Genomic DNA, 16,609 nt, shown 5'->3' with positions numbered 1-16,609 from the left:
TGAATGGCGCATTTCAGCCCTTTCACAGTGACCGGTTTGCTCGGCGGCATCAGCCGGTCTCAAACCTCAGACCGGCATGCCGCTGCGCATAGCGCGGTGCATCTTTTCCATCATAATCAGTGCCGCCTGTTTGCGGTCGAGATTATAGCTTTCCGTTTCCATCGCCTCGCGGCGCAGATCATCCCAGAATTGCGACCACTGGCTGGCTTGCACCGCCTGCCCTTGTTCAGCAAGAACAAGTGCCTGCGCGGCAGCCTTATCCAGCAAATATTCAAGGAAAAGCTGGTTCTGCACATCGGCTTCACGGCCACCAAGCACAGAGGCAAGCGCCTGCGCCTTTGGCAGATCAAAATGATTGCCGCTCAGTACAGCATCAACTGTATCGGTGATCTCAAGCCCGCCGTGTGCCACCAGCAACAAAGCTTTGCGCACAGAACCTTCCGCCCGTGCACTGAGTGCAGCGAAATAAGCCTGATCCTGCACATCAATGCCGACATCTCTGCCTGCAACTTCCAGCGCGCGCTTCAGCTCATTATCATTCAGCGGTTTGAAAGCCAGTGACTGGCAGCGCGAACGGATCGTTGGCAGCAAGCGGCCTGATGAATGCGAAATCAGAATAAACAGCGCCCGTGCCGGTGGTTCTTCCAGCGTTTTCAGCAAAGCATTGGCAGCATTACGGTTCATATCATCCGCAGGATCGATAATAACGATGCGCCATGCACCGTCACCGGAAGTGCGGCTCAGAAAATGCGTGATACGGCGGATTTCTTCAACGGTAATCGCCGTGCGGTATTTGCCGGTTTTCGCATCAAACGGTCGCGTAATATGCAGCAGCGCCGGATGCATTCCCTGCGACATCTGGCGGTAAGGTGCTGCATTCAGATCCGGCGTGCTCAGTTGTTGCGGTGCTGATGCACAGTCGGGATATTTCAGCATATGTCCGGCAAGATGAAAGCCGGTTGTCGCTTTGCCTATACCCTGCAAACCTTCAAACAGCAGCGCATGATGCATGCGGCCTTCTTGATAGGCCTGCGCAAGAAATGTGCGCACTTCCTCATGCGCAGTCAGAAAACTGGTCGCATTGGGTGCAGGAACACCGTCAATTGCATCATAGGTACTGTTGGGTGCCTGTTCAGCCATGGGCAGACACCTCTTGCGGGCTCAGAACAGCATCGGTGAGTGCAGCTATTTCAGCGCTGATCTCATGCACCGAGCGGTCCGCATCTATCACTTTGCAACGTTGCGGTTCTTCGGCAGCAATTGCCAGAAATGCCTGACGACGCGCTTCGTGGGTGGCAATGGTTTCTTTTTCAAAACGATCTGCCACTTCATTGCCACGGCGCAAACCTGCTCTGGCTAAGCCCTTATCCGCCGGAATATCGAGAATGAAAGTCAGATCAGGCATAGTGCCATCAATGGCAATACGCTCAACCGAGCGCATGAATTGCGGATCAAGATTGCCGCTGATGCCCTGATAAACACGGCTTGAATCAATAAATCGGTCGCAGAGCACAATCTGTCCGGCTTCAATCGCAGGGCGGATTTTCTGGTCAATATGATCGCTGCGGGCGGCGGCGAATAACAGCGCTTCCATGGCAGGGCCATAGGTTTCTGCCGCGCCGCTCAAGATGACATGACGCACAGCCTCTGCACCGGCTGAACCGCCCGGTTCACGCGTGACCACAACCTCAAAGCCTTGAGCGCGCAGATGATCAGCCAAAGCAAGAATCTGCGTGGATTTCCCCGCGCCTTCTCCGCCTTCAAATGTGATCAGCAATCCTGACAAAGCTCTGATTTTCCTACGCTGTACACCGTTAATAATTATAAGTTTAATGAGGGATAGGCATGGCTTTGTCAAATAAAACTGACAAAGGAAACAAGCACTCTTATTTCAGCAAACGACGTATCCAGCCTGTCGCCAGCTCATAGAGCGCATCCATTGACTTGTTGCGCAAAGTTCCCTCACTCACATCCTGCGCTGCAAAGACAGGGCGTTCGAGCAATATCTCCTTATCCCGCAGCACTTGAATCCGGCCGATTTCCTGTCCTTTGGAGACCGGTGCCGATACCGGCCCCTGATAAATCACTTGCGAGCGCAGTTTGCCTTTATCCTGAACAGGCACAAGCACGGAAACCGCATCATGAACCACAAGCCCGACTGATCCTTGCGTTCCGCCATAGAGCGAGCCCTGAGCCACTTCTGTACCCGCAGTAAAAACCGGTAGTTTAACGAAATCATTCATCGCCCAGCGGATCAGCTTTTCAGCATCTTCTGTTCTGTCCTGAATGGTTTTGGCTCCGTTCAGCCCGATAAATATGCGCCGCCCGCCGGATTCAGCGGATGCGACAAAAGAAAAACCGGAATCCTTGGTGCCGCCCATAGCCAGACCATCAGCACCCAGATTTAACCGCAGCAATGGATTGCGGTTGCGCTGCATAATATTATTCCACGTAAAGCTCTCTTGCGCATAAAGCGGATAATATTGCGGATAGGTTTTATGCAGATGCTGCGCGAGTTTCACCATATCGTTCAGCGTTACTTTTTGGGTAGCACCATCCAGTGGTAAACCGGTCGGGTTCGCAAAAACGGAGCTTTTTAACCCCAGTTCCTGCGCCCGTTGGTTCATCAGCACGGTGAAAGCCTGCTCACTGCCGCTCATGCCCTCTGCCAGTACAATCGCGCCGTCATTGGCGGATTGCACTGTAATGCCCTGTATCAGGTCATTGACTGTCAGCTGTGATTTGATTTTGGCAAACATTGTTGCCGTACCCGAAGGTGCACCACCGGTGCGCCACGCATGTTCACTGACTATAAAACGGGCTTCCGGCTGCAATTTTCCGGTTGTCAGCGCATGAAATGCAACTTCCGCAGTCATCAGCTTTGCCAATGAGGCCGGTGGAAACGGCGTATCGGCTTTGCGGGCGAATAAGACGCTGCCTGTATCGGAATCGAACAGCAAAACCTGTTCGGACTTCACCGCAAATGGCGGCTCGGCGCTTTGCGCATGAGATAGAATAAACTGGCTCACGATCAGCACAGCAGCAAAACGCAGCTTTCCTGCAAATTTTGTCTTTTCATATGTGCCGGTAAAGCAGGCCACCTTGTTCTCCGGTTGTGATTTTTCTCTGTAACAGACTCAAAAATAGTTCACGATGATTGACGATCAATGAAGCTGAAACAAAAACGTCCGGCATAGCCGGACGTTTAAACACGATATATCACATTGTAAAAAATTACTCGGCACGCACCACAAAAGCATCATTTGCACCGGCAGCCCATGCGGCCTGCAACAGCGCGTCATTATTGCCGCTGCGTGATTTTGCAGTCAGGCTGTATAAATCGCCCTGAGCCTGCGGGGTCATGCTGCTGCTGACTGTTCCGATATTTTTAAGCGCAGAGGTAATACGATCTGCCTCGTCTTTGCTGCTGAAAGTACCGAGATCAACAAACTCACCCTGCTCCGCACCGGCCTGCAGATATTTTGCGGCCTGCGCATTGCGCCATTCGGCAGAGGCTGCATCCGGCATCAGCACTTTGGAATAGATACCCTCATTGGCCTGAGCGATGCGGTTTCCGGCATAGGCACTGACCAGAATATCATTCTGCGCAGATGCATAGAGGCCATATGGCTTATCCAGCGGCACAGGAATAACAGATGGAAGCACAGGCGCTGCGCCGTCAGCATAACCGAAAGGCAGTTCCGGCTGTGCGGAAATCTGGTCAAATGCGCTGGCTACACCCTGTTCTGCACGGTTTGGTGCAGATGTCGGTGTCGGGCCGTTCATGGCCATCATCACACCTGTCGCAGGCTGGCCAATGTTGTCGCCGCCCGCCGGACGGTAAGAGGCGAGCAGGAATGCATCATCCTGTCCATGTAAAGGCGCACGGCCAACATATTCCACTTTAACATTCGCGGTGCCGTGATGCTTGTAATCCAGCATTTCAGCCGCTTTTTCCGACATATCAATGATACGCTCGTTGGAATAAGGGCCGCGGTCATTCACGCGTACGATCACTGAACTGCCATTGGCGGTATTGGTGACACGGGCATAGCTTGGCAGCGGCATGGTCGGATGCGCGGCTGTCAGATGGGTCATGTCATAGACCTCGCCATTGGCGGTCAGACGGCCATGAAATGCCGAACCATACCAGGAAGCGCGGCCGACCTTCACATAATTCGGGTCTTCCTTCGGCTTATACCACTTGTCTTTGACTTTATAAGGCTTGCCAACCTGATTGCGGCCGCCGCCGCGCGGGATTTTCTTGCCATTGGCTACACGCGGGCTGGCTTTTACGCCATAGACAGATTCTGCAAAATATTCCTTGGAGCGCTTTTTCTTCTTCACTTCCGGCTGGGGAGAGGCACAGGCTGTAACCAGTAATCCTACCACACCAAGACAAAGAATATGTTTCACCCGAGAAGAATGCAGCATCCGGCCCCCGCTCTTGTTCATTGCAACAGGCCCATGCGGCTGTTTCTGAAATGACTTCATTACGCTACTCAAACCCATTACAAACAACAACATTCAGTCTGCAACAAAACCGGCATTTCCCCTGTCATTTATACCAGTCAGACAATGCCAGCCTGTCACTTGTAAAACGAAACAGTTTCAAAACCTTTATCCCGCCTTTGTTCAGAGCGGAAAATGCACAACATTTGGCGACTGTTCGCAAGAATTAATTGATAGAATCTTAAAAATCCGCACAAAGCAAATCCCCAAACCTTGCCCGCCTGTTTTTTCGCCTACATATTTAAATCAGATCTTTCATTATTTATGTGTATTTCGGGGGATGATTTCTTTTTTGATAATCAGCAGAAAAACAAACCCTATTTGATTAACTCGCTTTATTAACAATGGTTTATTGCCATGAAGAAACAAACAAATATCTGCCAGCAGCTTTATCCGCCCCAAAATCCCGGCACCGGATTTCTCTTGATGTGCCCGCGTTAACCAAGTTTATATTTCGCTGGGGACAGATGAAATTCCGCTTTGATCTTTTCCTGAAATAAACCGCTGTCAGAAATGCTGCGGAAATGCATCTGCCTCCGATGAAGGAAGAAGAGTTTGAGTACAGAACTGAACCTTGCTGTCGTCATGCTTATTGTAGCAATTATTCAGGTTTTACTTCCTGCGTTTTTCCGCAACGGTGAGACAGGTCTGGACTATAATGCCGGAGCACGTGATGAGGCGGGGCCGCCTGTCGGTATTATCACCGCGCGACTGCAACGGGCGCAGCGCAATCTTTATGAAACCCTGCCCCTGTTTCTCGCAGCCGTGCTTATTGCCCATATTGCCGGTCGGGAAAGCGGGCTCACTACTGCAGGCGCGTGGATTTATGTTATCGGGCGCATCTTTTATATTCCCGCTTATGCTTTCGGGATTCCTTATGTGCGAAGCCTGATCTGGGTTGTCTCTCTGGCCGGACTTGGCATGATAATTTTCGCACTGACGGGGCTATTCGTATAATGCAGGTTTATGTGTCGCTAAAATAAAAAGCTCTTATTTATAAAGAATTTACGCCAATTCCTGATTTTAATAGGCTTGAAAGAACTATTCCTTTATGTGGAGGAGAATATCGGGTTGGCCAGTAATTTCTATTCAGCATTTCCAGTCATTAACTGAAATATTCAGACTACAGCATACGCTCAGGGATATTTGAACAGACTATGAAATCAGCTCTTATAAAAGCCTTTATTGTTTCTGCTGCGGCTGCGCTGCTTTGTGTTGCAATCAACATGATTGTCGGGCTTATCCGCAATGAGCCGGTTGGCACGCTCAGCATCAGCCTGAGTCTGATCCTTCCCCTGATTACCGCTTTTCCGGCAATGACGGTGGTGTTTCACCGTAATACGCAGCTTTCGAAAGCATTTTCTGATCTGGAAAAAGCCCATCATGAATTACAGGCGCGTTCAAAGATCGATTATATGACCAACCTCTATAATCGTGAGGCTTTTTTTGAAATGATGCGCACTGTCCGCTCCCGTCAGGATGCAGGCGCGTTACTGCTTATTGATGCGGATCACTTTAAGAACATCAATGATAAATACGGCCATACAGTCGGTGACCGCGCCTTAAAGCTGATCGCCTATGCTTTGCAGAATGTTACGCGCAAGGGTGATCTGGTTGGCCGTGTCGGCGGTGAGGAATTTTGCGTTTACCTGCCCAATGCCAGCCGCGCTGCCGCTATCAGCGTTGCCGAGCGTATTCGCGTGGAAATAGAGAATACGCCGTTTTATGTATCACAGAGCCATGTTGAACCGCTGACAATCAGTGCGGGTGGAGCCCTTGCTTATAAAAGCGACAGTAATTCGCAGATTTTCAGCCGTGCCGACCATTGTCTTTATGAGGCGAAAAATCAGGGGCGGAACTGTATTGTTTTTGAACCGGCAGAAGCAGCTGAAACAGATGCCAGGAAAATTCACCTGATTTCAGATGCGGAAGAAAGCCGGGACCGGCGCAATTTCTGACGGATTACGCTCTATTTCCAGAGCGTAATCACGTCCTCAGCTGTGGAAACCGGCGAAAAGCCCATGCGCTGATAGAGTTGCAAAGCACGGGGGCTATCAAGCGTATTGGTTTCAAGGCGCAGTTTTTCCGGATTATGTGACCATGCTGCCGCCAGAGCCTCGGCAAAGAAGAATTTTGCCAGACCCCGCCCCTGATAATCCGGCACCAGCCCGAAATAGAGCAGATCGACGCTCTCCGGCAGATTGAGCCGCATTTCAGCAAAACCTGCGGGACAACCATCCACATAGAGCAGCAGAATGCGGGTTTCTTCGGCCTGAATGATCGAGGTAACAGTCTCGTCATTCTGCATACGGCGCAGCATCCAGTGATGCGGCTTGCCGATGACCTCGTAAAGATAGCGATAGAGATGCACCGGCATATTTTCTGCCAGCATGATTGCCAGCCGGAGACCGGCAGGTAAAGGCACCGCGACATTTAACGGTGCAGCCATTTCCAGCCGGGTAATATTAACGCTCACTTCATCAGCGAGCGTTTTATCGTCGTTATCCGTAGGATCGCTCATAGGGTTCCGATCTTTATTTCAGGGCATGCATATTTCATTATGCACGCCGGATCGCTCAACTGCTTTGTTTTCCTGATAATGACAAGGAAAAGCAGCGATATTATGCCGGAGCCTTACCGAAACGGATACGATAGCGGCGGTTTTCTTTGCCTTTTTTCTCAACCTTGCCGATATGAATTTCACCGATTTCGGAGGTATTGGCCACATGTGTGCCGCCGCATGGCTGAGAGTCCACGGAGCCGTTGTCACCGATCAGCACCAAACGGATACGTCCCTGCCCGACCGGCGGGCGCACATTCTTGGATTTTACCAGATCAGGATTGGCAGCCAGTTCTTCATCGCTGATCCAGTTTGTAGTCACCGGCGATGCGGCATTGACCATTTCCATCAGCTTTTCACTGACCTGCTCTTTTGTCAGGTCATTGCCCTGCATGTCGAAATCAATGCGGCTGTCATCAATATTAACTGAAGCGCCGGTCACCGGAAACGGACAAATCACGGAAAGCAAATGGCAGGCTGTATGCATTTGCATCAGCTTGAAACGGCGCTCCCAGTCGATCTCTGCAATCAGCTCTTCACCAAGCTGTGGCAGTGTTTCACCTTCAGCAGGCACATGAATGAAATCATTCTTGGTTGCGCCGTTAACAGTGGTGGCAATCTGAATGACGCTGCCGTCAGCACGGCGCAGCAAACCGCTGTCACCCGGCTGGCCGCCGGATGTGGCATAGAACACAGTCTGATCGAGAATAACGCCGCCTTCATCCGTGAGACCGATTACCTTGGCCGGTGTCGCTTTCAGATAAGCATTTTCGCGGAAAAGCGGATTGGTTTCCAGACTTTGTGTCATCATACCCTCATGCAAAATTTCAGAAAAAGTCTTTTGCGAGAGGTTTAAAGCAGTTTCAGGAAAAGTAAAACCGCTTTTCCTGAAACTATGATAACAACATAGAGACTAGGTTTTACACCTCGTAAGGAACTGCAATGTCTGAACGTGTCAGAAGCCATTGCGGCACCGGTAGGCCACGCTCTTCAAGGAAGGCCGGATTATACATTTTTGACTGGTAGCGATTACCGTAATCAGCCAGAATTGTCACAATCCGTGCGCCTTTGCCAAGATCTTTCGCCATGCGGATAGCACCGGCAATATTGATGGCCGATGAACCGCCAAGGCAGAGGCCTTCTTCCTGCACCAGATCAAAAGCGATTTTCAGAGCATCTGCATCACTGATCTGATAGGCGAAATCCGGCTTGAAACCTTCAAGATTACCGGTGATGCGTCCCTGCCCGATACCTTCCGTGATGGATGATCCCTCGGCCTTCAGTTCACCCGTGGTGTAATAGGAATAGAGCGCCGCGCCTTCCGGATCAGCCAGACCGATTTTGATATCTTTGCTGAAGCCGCGCAGACCTTCTGCCACACCGGCCAGTGTGCCACCGGAACCGACAGCACAAATGAAACCGTCAATTTTACCTTCAGTCTGCTGCCAGATTTCCGGTGCTGTTGTCTCAATATGCGCCTGACGGTTGATCTGGCTGTCAAACTGGTTTGCCCAGATCGCGCCATTCGGCTCGATTTTGGCCAGTTGCTCGGCCAAGCGGCCGGAAAGCCGGACATAATTATTCGGGTTCTTGTAAGGAACAGCCGGAACTTCAATCAGTTCCGCACCCAGCAGACGCAGAGCATCTTTCTTTTCCTGACTTTGTGTTTCAGGGATAACGATAACAGTGCGATAGCCAAGTGCCTTGGCCACCATGGTCAGGCCGATACCGGTATTTCCGGCAGTGCCTTCCACAATCACCCCGCCTTTGCGCAAAAGCCCGCGTTTTTCTGCATCACGGATAATATAAAGCGCCGCGCGGTCTTTGACGGACTGTCCCGGATTGGCAAATTCAGCCTTGCCGAAAATCTCGCAGCCGGTGAGCTCTGAAGCTTTGTTCAGACGGATCAGCGGCGTATTACCGATCGCCTCGATCACAGAATTTGTTACACCTGACTGTACCATTATATTTGTCCTTTAATTCTGCGCCGGTAATTTTACGCCGGTAATTCTATGCAAGAATACGCATTGCTGCGCCGAACCTATTGTTGCTGAACAGCTTATTCAAGGTACAGTTTTCCGACAAGTCTGCATCCGACAATAAAAAACACCGCCGGAAAGCGTTCCGGCGGTGTTTTATTTCACTATTATGCAAGGTTTAGAACAGACTTATAAATTAGCTGTTCCAGTCCTGACCCGCACGTTTCTTATTGCGGTGGAAGGTCTTTTTATTCGCAGGCTTGCCACTATTGGCCTGACCGGAATTATAACCGGCGCCCTGAGCGGAGCTTTTGCCGCCACGACCGGAATGATTGCGGTTCTGACGGCCACGTTCGCCCTGTGCAGGCTTTGCTTCGCGTGGCTTGGCAGGTGCGGCATCATCATAAAGTTCACGCACATCGGAAAAACCAGTGGTACGCTGCGGTGCTTTATCCAGATTTTTATACGGGCGCGAGGTTTTACGCTTGCCGGTGGCACGCGGATCAGGCTTTGGCCATTCGTGCTCGAAAGTTGGTTTTTCTGTGCGTTCCGGCAACGGGCCAAACTGCGGCGGCAGGTCTTTCAGTGTCAGCCTATTGCGGATAACACGCTCAACAGCCTTGAGCTTTGCATGTTCTGTACCACCGTCATAAAGCGTAATCGCTGCACCGGAGGCACCATTACGACCGGTACGGCCGATACGGTGTACATAGCTCTCCGGCTCATCCGGCAGGTCATAATTGATGACATGGCTGATGCCCGGAACGTCAATACCGCGCGCTGCAATGTCAGTAGCAATCAGCACACGCACAGAACGGTCTTTAAAGCCGTTCAGCGCACGCTGACGGGCGTTCTGCGATTTGTTACCGTGAATGGCAGCAACAGAATAGCCGTCTTTTTCCAGCGTACGAGTTACCGCATCCGCGCCATGTTTGGTGCGGGTAAAGACAATAACGGTTTCGAGCTTTGGATTGGTCAAAAGGCCAGACAGCGCTTTTTTCTTATCCTTGGTCGGCACGGTATAAACAACCTGTGTAATTTCAGCTGCAGTTGTACCGGCAGGCGAAACTTCAACACGCACCGGATCACGCAGCAGGCCTTCAGCCAATGCCACAATTTCCTTAGGCATGGTTGCCGAGAACAAAGCAGTCTGACGGTCAGAGCGCGTTGCTTTGGCAATGCGCTTCACATCATTGATAAAGCCCATATCCAGCATACGGTCGGCTTCGTCCAGAACCAGCCATTTAGTAGCGGACAGATCAACGCATTTATCACGCACCAGATCGGTCAGACGACCCGGTGTTGCCACCAGAATATCCACGCCCGGCGCCATTTTGCGCACCTGAGAGGCACGGGAAACACCGCCCAAAATCAAAGCGGTCGAAAGATGTGCGCCTTTGGTGAGCACACGAACGGTTTCTTCAATCTGCACAGCCAGTTCGCGGGTTGGCGCGAGGATCAGAGCACGACAGGTTTTAGGCAGACGCTTATCGCCAAGTGCCAAAATCTGCTCGATGATCGGCAGGGAGAATGCTGCAGTCTTGCCGGAGCCGGTCTGCGCGATACCCAGAATGTCTTTGCCCTTAAGCTGGGCTGGCAGGGATTGCTGCTGGATTGGCTTTGGCGAAGTCATGCCCGCGGCATCCAGATTTTTCAGCAAAAGACCGGTAATGCCCAAAGCGGCAAAACCAGAAGTTTCCTGAATTTCCGCAACTGCGGTCAGGTCGGTTTCATTTTGATTTGTCAAAATATAAGCTTTCGATATGCACCGCCGGTCGGGAGAACCGGACACACGCATCATCAGACCACCATGCGCAGCTGGCAATCCGGAAACAAATTTTTATACGACGAAGCGCCGGAACATTGATGTTCTCACGCGACTTGCGCTGCCGTATCCGGTACGGAATGACCGGATTATTTCACCTCTTCATGAGGCAAAGTTTCAAGACGCAACGAAGTCCAGCATGGAAAGCCCTAATGCAATAGCTTGCATCAGACCCAAGCGCCTGATCTGCATATGGGCGCTTTCGTGTTAAAAAGCAAATGAAATAAACAACAGTGTCCTATGCAAATAAACATAGGACACTGTTTAAATCTTCATCAGATGATGAAATCAGCTAGAACCTGATTATCGGTAATATCCTGATAGGCCCAGCCCGCTTCCTTGAACTTCTTATCGAGAATAGCGAAGTTCTTCGCATCTTTCGTTTCGATACCAATCAGCACAGAACCGAAATTTCGTGCCGATTTTTTCAAATATTCGAAACGAGCAATATCATCTTCTGGCCCGAGCAGATCGAGGAACATACGCAACGCACCCGGACGCTGCGGGAAGCGGAAGATGAAATATTTCTTCAGCCCTTCATAGCGCAGCGCACGTTCTTTGACGTCCGGCAGACGTTCAAAGTCGAAATTACCGCCGGAAACCACCAGAACAATGGTTTTGCCTTTGAGTTCGCTCTTCTTGAAATCTTTCAGCGCATCAATTGCCAGAGCACCGGCTGGCTCCAGCACCACGCCTTCAACATTGAGCATTTCCGTCATCGTGCCGCAAAGACGGTTCTCCGGCACATTGATAACGGATGATGCCGGATAGGTTTTGAGAATTTTGAAATTCTCTGCGCCCAGCTCACCAACAGCCGCACCGTCAACAAAATTATCAACAGTCTGCAGCTTGACGCGCTTGCCTGCTTCAAGGCTGAGTTTGAGGCTTGGCGCACCCTGCGGCTCGACAAAGCGAAACTCTGTCGGCCAGCCCAGTGCTTTCACATAAAGCGTTACACCGGCAGAAAGACCGCCGCCGCCAACCGGCAGCATCATCAGATCGGGGATTTTGTCTTCCGGTAATTGCTCGGAAATTTCCTGCGCAACCGATGCCTGACCGGTGATGATGCCCATATGATCGAATGGCGGCACCATCACCCCGCCTTCGGCCTTGGCATAATCCTGCGAGGCGGCATAGCACTGGTCAAAAATATCGCCGACCAGACGAATTTCGATAAACTCGGCACCGAAAGCGCGGGTCTTGTCGATCTTCTGCTGCGGTGTTGTCACCGGCATAAAGACCACGCCCTTGCGGCCGAAATGACGACAGACATAGGCGAAACCCTGCGCATGATTGCCCGCAGACGCACAGACAAAAACCGCATTCGGATCGGCTTTTTTAATCGCGGCAGAAATGAAGTTGAATGCACCACGGATTTTATAGGAGCGTACCGGCGTCAGGTCTTCGCGCTTCAGCCAGATATCCGCACCATATTTGCGCGACAGATAATCATTACGCAACAAAGGTGTTTCGCCGAACAGGCCGCGCATTTGCTGCGTAGCCTGTTTTACCGATTGTATAAAATCACTCATAGGAACAAATCAACTTTCTCGAAGCTACGCACATCCACCAAACCGATATCGGAAATGCGCAGTTCCGGTATCACCACAAGAGCCAACAGCGAGTGCTGCATATAGGCATTATTCAATGTGCAACCCATCGCAGCCATGGCTTTCACCAGCTTGTCCGCTTTTGCGGCAACGATCTCGGCACGTTCATCGGACATCAGACCGGCAATCGGCATTTCCACACAGGCCAGTTCCCTGCCCTTGGAATAAAGCACCACGCCGCCACCGATCTCACCCAGACGATTAACGGCTTTCGCCATATCTTCCTTATTGGTGCCGACAGCGATAATGTGATGGCTGTCATGGGCAACGGTTGAAGCCAGTGCGCAATCGAGCGTATAGCCAAAGCCGGACACGAAAGCATTGGTAATCTGTCCTGAACCGCGATGACGCTCAACCAGAGCAATCTGGCAAACATCATTACGGCGATCCATCTGCACAATGCCGTCACTCACTGAAAGCTCGGCTTCCAAAGCGCGTGTCGGCGCCTGATTTTCAATCACGCCGATAACGCGCGCCGTTACATTTTTAGTTGGCTTTGGTGATTGAATATCAAAGTCTTGTGCCGAGAACTTACGACCAAGCTTTACAGTGTTTTTCGCTTTTGCCGGATATTTATAAGGTGCAATTTCCGCAACCAGTTTGCCCTGCTCAGCCAGCAACACACCGCGTCCGTAAACGCGCTCAATCGTCAGCGCCGAGAGATCAGACACGATCAGGAAATCCGCACGGCGACCCGGTGTGATAGAGCCGATTTCGCGCTCTAAGCGGAAATGCTGAGCCGTATTAATCGTCGCCATCTGAATGGCCGTCACCGGCTTCAAGCCTTGCGCAATGGCATGACGCACAACGCGATCCATATGGCCTTCATGCACCAGAGTGCCGGAATGGCTATCATCGGTGCAGAGCACAAAATTACGGGAATCCAAGCCCTGCTCGGTAATCGCTTTGACCTGTGTTGCCACATCGAACCATGCGGAACCAAGGCGCAGCATTGCGCGCATCCCCTGACGCACGCGGGCAATCGCATCTTCCGCGCGTGTGCCTTCATGGTCATCCTCAGGGCCGCCGGCCACATAGCCGTGGAACGCACGGCCAAGATCAGGCGAAGCATAATGGCCGCCGACCGTCTTGCCTGCATTCATCGTGGCATCAATCACGCCGCGCATGGTCGGGTCATTATTGGCAACGCCGGGGAAGTTCATCACTTCACCAAGACCGATAATATTCGGCCAGCTCATGGCTTCCAGCACTTCTGCCGCACCGATTTCCGCGCCGCCATTTTCCAGTCCCGGTGCAGAAGGCACACAGCTTGGCATCTGCACATAGACATTGACCGGCATGGCCATAGCTTCATCATGCATTAGCCGCACGCCTTCAAGCCCAAGCACATTGGCGATTTCATGCGGATCAATAAACATCGAGGTCGTGCCATGCGGAACAACCGCACGGGTAAATTCTGTGACTGTCACCATGCCGCTTTCGACATGCATATGCGCATCGCACAGACCCGGCACCAGATAGCGCCCTTCAGCATCCACAACCTTGGTTGTCGCACCAATGCAATGGGTTGCATCATGGCCGACATAGGCAAAACGCCCTTCGACAATAGCGATATCAATGCCCGCAACAATCTCACCAGAGTAAACGCTGACCAGACGACCGTTGCGCACAACCAAATCGGCCGGTTTGCGCCCCATGGCAACATCAACCAGAACAGGCGCAGATGCTGCCCATGATTTGATTTCAGTTTTTGACTTTTTTAGATCTGATGATGACAAGATGGCCTCCATGGCATGACCGGTCATAAATATCCGGCGCAGGCAAAAATCAGTTTTGCCAAGTTTAGCCGGAAATTACCAGTTTGTTTTGATTGTTTAAGCAATTATCTCATCGGATTACACAGCTAGGCCGCGTCTCTCAAACGGCACAATAATTATTATAACACTGACTATATAATACTTTACAGCAAAAGCATTTTCATGGCAGCTTCAGGAAAATTCAAATCGGGAGCGATAGAATATGGACGAAAAAGTAGCGATTATTACTGCCGGTGGTTCAGGCATGGGCGCAGCGGCAGCACGCAAACTGGCGGATAACGGCTATAAAATTGCAGTTTTATCCTCATCTGGCAAAGGTGAAGCGCTGGCAAAGACCTATGACGGCATCGGCGTAACCGGCAGCAACCAGTCTAATGATGACCTGCAAAAGCTTATCGACAGCGCGCATCAGAAATGGGGTCGCGTAGACGTATTGGTGAATAGCGCGGGCCACGGGCCACGTGGCGGTTTGCTGGATTTTTCAGATGAAGACTGGCATCGCGGCATGGATGTTTATTTCATGAATGTGGTGCGCTCTGTGCGACTGGTAACGCCAATCATGCAGGCGCAAAAAAGCGGCTCGATCATCAATATCTCAACATTTGCAGCCTTTGAGCCGGATCCGGCTTTTCCGGTCTCCAGTGTATTCCGCGCTGGCCTCGCCTCCTATACCAAGCTGTTTGCCGACAAATATGCTGCCGACAATATTCGCATGAATAATATTCTGCCGGGCTTTATCGACAGCCTGCCGGAAAAGCAGGAATTCAAAGATCGCATACCAATGCAGCGCTACGGCACCGAGCAGGAAATTGCCGAAACCATCGCATTTCTGGCGTCTGATGGCGCGGGTTATATTACCGGCCAGAATATCCGCGTTGATGGCGGCATTACGCGTTCAGTTTAAGAATATCTTGCCGCGGCCGGTATAGTCCGGCCGCTGCCACTCTTATGTGACGTGAGTTACATGAGACTAAATTACTGATTTCAATCAATATTGATTTTTGCAGAATATATTTATGCCGAGTGATATTCCGGCAGATTTTTCACTCAGCACGCAATCTGCGCCTTGACTTCCGCCAGCAAATCACGGATCAAAAGGCAGGTTTCAGGTGCATAAAACATCTTGCACTGCGGACGTGGAGAAATCGGTAAACTCAGCAGACTTAAAATCTGCCGCTCTTAGAGCTTGCGGGTTCAAGTCCCGCCGTCCGCACCAGCTATTTCAATGACTTAGCTGGTGCTATTTTTTTAAGCGTTCCTAACGTTCCTAACGCGTTCCTATACGCCTGTTCTGCGTACGTTTTCTTAGAATTATCCCCACGAATCCCCATGAAATATTTTTGCTGGATTAAGTGAGTTGGCTTTCACTTCGATATGACATTCATCATATATCGGGTACTCCAGCGCAAAACAACTTACTGGCTGGTGACTATCTCGCTCTTTTTTTGCGATACATTCGCTCATCCGCGAGGGACATTATATCCTTGAATTTCTGATTGGATTTTAATGGCATATATCCAACAGAGAGCGACAAAACATGCATAATATCTGTCTGTCGCTGCTGTAGCTCATCATCAGCTTTCGCATTCATCTGCTCAATAGCGTCATCAATATCAGCACATGATGCTTTTGGAATGAAGGCGCAAAACTCATCCCCGCCAATACGAGCAATCAAACTATCTGACGGCAATATGTTGACCATTGCCTGAGCGACAGAAACGACAGCATCATCACCGACAAGGTGGCCATACTTGTCATTTATCACTTTCAAATAATCGATATCGGCCAGTAAAAACCAGCCTCGAACTCCTGCGGCGCTTGCTGCATTAAATTGCTCAATAAAACTGCGGCGATTAAGGATGCCGGTTAAAGGATCAACACTCGCAATGCGCGTCAGTTCATTGGCTCTGCGAATGGCGCTGCGATAAGAAAGCTCCAGTTTTTCCAAACGGGAAAACCAATAAATCCCAATCGGAATTGCGATCAAAAACGGTAGCGTCAACCTGACAATGACCGTTATTAAATCGGATTCTGTTCCAGTGATTATACGAACACCAGTTGAAAATGATATTGAAATAGTCGCAGCAAATACCGCAACTATTGCCGTTCGTTTCAACACAAACTTCGATAACAACCGCCCCACCTTCCGGGATCATATCTTATTTAAAAAAACTGCAATATAGCTTTTAATCCACTATACAGTTTACCGATATGAATTTCAGAAACACCAACATTTGCGCTTTTGACGAATATAATCCACAACTCAACTATGATGCAGTTGTATTTATTGCTGAGATATAGCTACTTCTTCGTACTGGAGGAAGAACTGGTTACCGAAGCGTCAG

General features: G+C 50.6%; 14 protein-coding genes and 1 tRNA gene. 4 read left to right on the top strand and 11 right to left on the bottom strand.

Annotated features, from left to right (window positions below; genetic code table 11):
• Positions 1 to 66 precede the first annotated feature (66 nt).
• The 4 genes from F7P81_RS08090 to F7P81_RS08075 form a co-directional block, all read right to left on the bottom strand.
• Positions 67 to 1,140, bottom strand: a complete 1,074-nt coding sequence (locus F7P81_RS08090; RefSeq protein WP_151159141.1) for a DNA polymerase III subunit delta' — start codon at positions 1,138 to 1,140, stop codon at positions 67 to 69.
• Complete coding sequence (gene tmk, locus F7P81_RS08085; protein WP_151159140.1) at positions 1,133 to 1,786, bottom strand: dTMP kinase; 654 nt, start codon at positions 1,784 to 1,786, stop codon at positions 1,133 to 1,135. The genes F7P81_RS08090 and tmk overlap by 8 nt, the downstream gene beginning before the upstream one ends.
• 100 nt (positions 1,787 to 1,886) lie before the next feature.
• The gene (locus tag F7P81_RS08080; protein ID WP_151159139.1) at positions 1,887 to 3,101 is read right to left on the bottom strand and encodes a D-alanyl-D-alanine carboxypeptidase family protein; all 1,215 of its coding nucleotides are present in this window, start codon (positions 3,099 to 3,101) and stop codon (positions 1,887 to 1,889) included.
• A gap of 133 nt (positions 3,102 to 3,234) precedes the next feature.
• Positions 3,235 to 4,434: a septal ring lytic transglycosylase RlpA family protein gene (locus F7P81_RS08075; RefSeq protein ID WP_246176069.1), complete on the bottom strand. Its 1,200-nt coding sequence runs from the start codon at positions 4,432 to 4,434 to the stop codon at positions 3,235 to 3,237.
• A gap of 633 nt (positions 4,435 to 5,067) precedes the next feature.
• Here F7P81_RS08075 and F7P81_RS08070 point away from each other — a divergent pair.
• On the top strand, positions 5,068 to 5,469 hold the full coding sequence (locus F7P81_RS08070) for an MAPEG family protein (RefSeq protein ID WP_151159137.1): 402 nt from the start codon (positions 5,068 to 5,070) through the stop codon (positions 5,467 to 5,469).
• Positions 5,470 to 5,669: 200 nt separating this feature from the next.
• Positions 5,670 to 6,470, top strand: coding sequence for a GGDEF domain-containing protein (locus F7P81_RS08065; RefSeq protein ID WP_151159136.1), 801 nt, complete (start codon positions 5,670 to 5,672; stop codon positions 6,468 to 6,470).
• A gap of 11 nt (positions 6,471 to 6,481) precedes the next feature.
• Here F7P81_RS08065 and F7P81_RS08060 read toward each other — a convergent pair whose 3' ends face one another.
• The 6 genes from F7P81_RS08060 to ade form a co-directional block, all read right to left on the bottom strand.
• The gene (locus tag F7P81_RS08060; RefSeq protein WP_022712085.1) at positions 6,482 to 7,033 is read right to left on the bottom strand and encodes a GNAT family N-acetyltransferase; all 552 of its coding nucleotides are present in this window, start codon (positions 7,031 to 7,033) and stop codon (positions 6,482 to 6,484) included.
• Between the two features lie 100 nt (positions 7,034 to 7,133).
• A complete protein-coding gene (locus F7P81_RS08055) occupies positions 7,134 to 7,880 on the bottom strand; it encodes an alanyl-tRNA editing protein (protein ID WP_151159135.1) in 747 nt (248 codons plus the stop codon).
• Positions 7,881 to 7,992: 112 nt separating this feature from the next.
• Entirely contained in the window at positions 7,993 to 9,036 is a 1,044-nt protein-coding gene (locus tag F7P81_RS08050) for a cysteine synthase A (protein ID WP_151159134.1), read from the bottom strand.
• A gap of 211 nt (positions 9,037 to 9,247) precedes the next feature.
• A complete protein-coding gene (locus F7P81_RS08045) occupies positions 9,248 to 10,798 on the bottom strand; it encodes a DEAD/DEAH box helicase (RefSeq protein WP_246176068.1) in 1,551 nt (516 codons plus the stop codon).
• Between the two features lie 353 nt (positions 10,799 to 11,151).
• Positions 11,152 to 12,408 carry a threonine ammonia-lyase IlvA gene (ilvA, locus tag F7P81_RS08040; protein ID WP_151159132.1) on the bottom strand — a complete coding sequence of 419 codons (1,257 nt, stop codon included), beginning with the start codon at positions 12,406 to 12,408 and terminating at the stop codon, positions 11,152 to 11,154.
• Positions 12,405 to 14,144, bottom strand: a complete 1,740-nt coding sequence (ade, locus tag F7P81_RS08035) for an adenine deaminase (protein ID WP_246176091.1) — start codon at positions 14,142 to 14,144, stop codon at positions 12,405 to 12,407. The genes ilvA and ade overlap by 4 nt, the downstream gene beginning before the upstream one ends.
• A 322-nt stretch (positions 14,145 to 14,466) precedes the next feature.
• Here ade and F7P81_RS08030 point away from each other — a divergent pair, with 322 nt between their 5' ends.
• Both F7P81_RS08030 and F7P81_RS08025 read left to right on the top strand, forming a co-directional pair.
• Positions 14,467 to 15,168 (top strand): SDR family oxidoreductase, encoded by a 702-nt coding sequence (locus tag F7P81_RS08030; protein WP_075655210.1) that lies wholly within the window; start codon positions 14,467 to 14,469, stop codon positions 15,166 to 15,168.
• A 226-nt stretch (positions 15,169 to 15,394) separates the two neighbouring features.
• Positions 15,395 to 15,480, top strand: a tRNA-Leu gene (locus F7P81_RS08025).
• A 213-nt stretch (positions 15,481 to 15,693) separates the two neighbouring features.
• On the opposite strand, the gene F7P81_RS08020 is transcribed toward F7P81_RS08025, so the two are convergent.
• The gene (locus tag F7P81_RS08020; protein ID WP_246176067.1) at positions 15,694 to 16,380 is read right to left on the bottom strand and encodes a GGDEF domain-containing protein; all 687 of its coding nucleotides are present in this window, start codon (positions 16,378 to 16,380) and stop codon (positions 15,694 to 15,696) included.
• Positions 16,381 to 16,609: the final 229 nt, after the last annotated feature.

It is taken from the genome of Pseudochrobactrum saccharolyticum, from assembly GCF_008801715.1.
Lineage (GTDB): Bacteria > Pseudomonadota > Alphaproteobacteria > Rhizobiales > Rhizobiaceae > Pseudochrobactrum > Pseudochrobactrum saccharolyticum.
This window is presented reverse-complemented; position numbering and strand designations above follow the sequence as displayed.